Source organism: Mucilaginibacter sp., assembly GCF_036383575.1.
Taxonomy (GTDB): Bacteria; Bacteroidota; Bacteroidia; order Sphingobacteriales; family Sphingobacteriaceae; genus Mucilaginibacter.
The window spans coordinates 1-2,198 of the sequence record NZ_DASVOB010000861.1 but is presented as its reverse complement, the minus strand read 5'-3'; the positions used below and the strand labels follow the sequence as shown (position 1 = coordinate 2,198).

The 2,198-nt window shown below is 43.0% G+C and carries 2 protein-coding genes; both read left to right on the top strand.

Annotated features, from left to right (window positions below):
- On the top strand, positions 1–630 hold a 630-nt coding region (locus VF500_RS30370), incomplete at its 5' end, for a TonB-dependent receptor domain-containing protein (protein WP_330863246.1).
- A gap of 306 nt (positions 631–936) precedes the next feature.
- Positions 937–2,198, top strand: a 1,262-nt coding sequence (locus VF500_RS30365; protein ID WP_330863245.1) for an alpha-N-acetylglucosaminidase, incomplete at its 3' end; no start/stop codon positions are given.

Here is a 2,198-nt window from a genome sequence, read left to right as displayed (position 1 = left end):
CACATCAACAATTACATTTACCAGGCCAAACTAACCGATGCCAATGGTAATCCTGTAGTGATTGTACCGGGTAATAGCACTTATCAATACCAGCAAAGCAGCGCCAGGTTGTATGGGGCCGAGTTTACGCTGAATGTGCATCCGCAAAATGTAAAATGGTTGGCTTTCAACAATAGTTTGGCTTATGTAACGGGGATTAACTGCAATAAACAGCTTGTTGATGAATCCAATGGCGCGGCTAAATATCTGCCATTTATTCCGCCGTTGCATATCCGGTCGGAGTTTAAGGCTAGTTTGCAGAAAGCGTATGGTGCTTTTTCGAAGATTTACTTTAAGGCTGAAATGGATGCTTACACCACGCAGAACCGCTTTTATGCTTTAGATAATACCGAAACGGCGACGCCCGGCTATGCCCTGTTTAATATTGGTGCAGGCACTACTATCAAAAATAAATCGGACAAAAGCATCTGCGAGCTTTTTTTGCAGGTAGATAATTTGTTTGATAAGGCCTATCAATCAAACCTTAACCGTTTAAAGTATTTTGAGTATTACCAGTCATCACCAAGCGCGCATCTGGGTATTTATAACATCGGGCGAAATATCAGTTTTAAAGCGATTTTCCCTTTTTGATTTATTTTCAATGAAATATGCCTTTTTTTGTTTTTATTGCCTTGAGTTTCTGTACATCATGTGAGTGTGCGATAATAACTTTGAAATTCATTGATTAACGTCCCATCAGGGTCTCTCGCAGAGGACCCTGATGTATACACCGAGCAAATTCGCCGTTCTGAATGCTCTTGTAAAATATAGAATGCGGTTGAACCTCAGGGTCCTCTGCGAGAGACCCTAAGGGGACGTGAAAGTGTGCGATAATGATTTCAAAATTTATCGGGCGATGTGCCTAAAACTCAATAATCATAAAAACATCTAAAGTAAATGGTTTATAAAACGAAGATTTTCATTTGTATGCTGCTGTGTGGCATCTGCGGTGGGATGATGAGCGCTCAGGCACAGTTGCAAGTACCGGCTTCTTATGCTTTAATTAAACGTGTGGTGCCCGGTTATGCACAAAATTTTATTGTTCAACCGCTTTCTGAAAATGAAGCCAAAGATGTTTTTGAAGTAGAAGGGAATAAAGGAAAGATCATATTACGGGGCAATAACGGTGTTGCGGTGGCATCTGCCTTATATTATTACCTCACCGAATATGCGCATTGCCAGATCACATGGAATGGTACAAATCTGAACCTTCCTGTGCATTTGCCTGTACCGGCCAAAAAGATCCATAAAACTACCCCTTACCAATACCGGTACTACCTTAACTATTGCACCTATAGCTATAGTATGAGCTGGTGGGACTGGAAACGATGGGAAAAAGAAATTGACTGGATGGCCCTTCATGGAATCAACATGCCGCTGGCCATAACCGGGCAGGAGTATGTATGGGATAAAGTTTATAAAAGCATGGGCTTTAGTAATAAAGACATGCAGGACTTTTTTACCGGGCCAGCCTATTTTGGCTGGTTTTATATGGGTAACATAGATAAATGGGACGGCCCGCTGCCCGCAAGCTGGATAAGCGGTCATAAGGATTTACAGGTTAAAATATTGCAGCGCGAGCGTGAGCTGGGAATAAAACCGGTGCTTCCTGCATTTACAGGGCATGTGCCGGCGTCGTTTAAAACACATTTCCCCAACGCCAAACTGAAACAAACCAACTGGAACAACGGCTTTGCCGATACTTATATCCTGGATTCGGAAGATCCGTTATTTGCAGAGATCGGCAAGAAATTTATACAGGAACAAACCAAGGTTTATGGAACTGACCATTTGTATTCTGCCGATACTTTTAATGAGAATGAGCCGCCTTCCAATGATCCGAAATTTTTGTCAGAGCTAAGCGCGAGGGTTTATGACGGCATGAAGGGGGCCGATCCGAAAGCTGTTTGGGTGATGCAGGGCTGGCTTTTTTTCAGCGACCGCAAATTTTGGCAAAACGAACAGATCAAAGCATTATTGAATGCTGTGCCTGATGATCATATGATCGTGCTTGACCTCAATACCGACTATGAACCCATATGGAAGCGGACAGAAGCGTTTTACGGTAAGCCCTGGATTTGGAACATGCTGCATAACTACGGTGGTAACAATAGTTTATTTGGCAGGATAGAGGCGGTAGCAACACAGCCTGCCGAGGC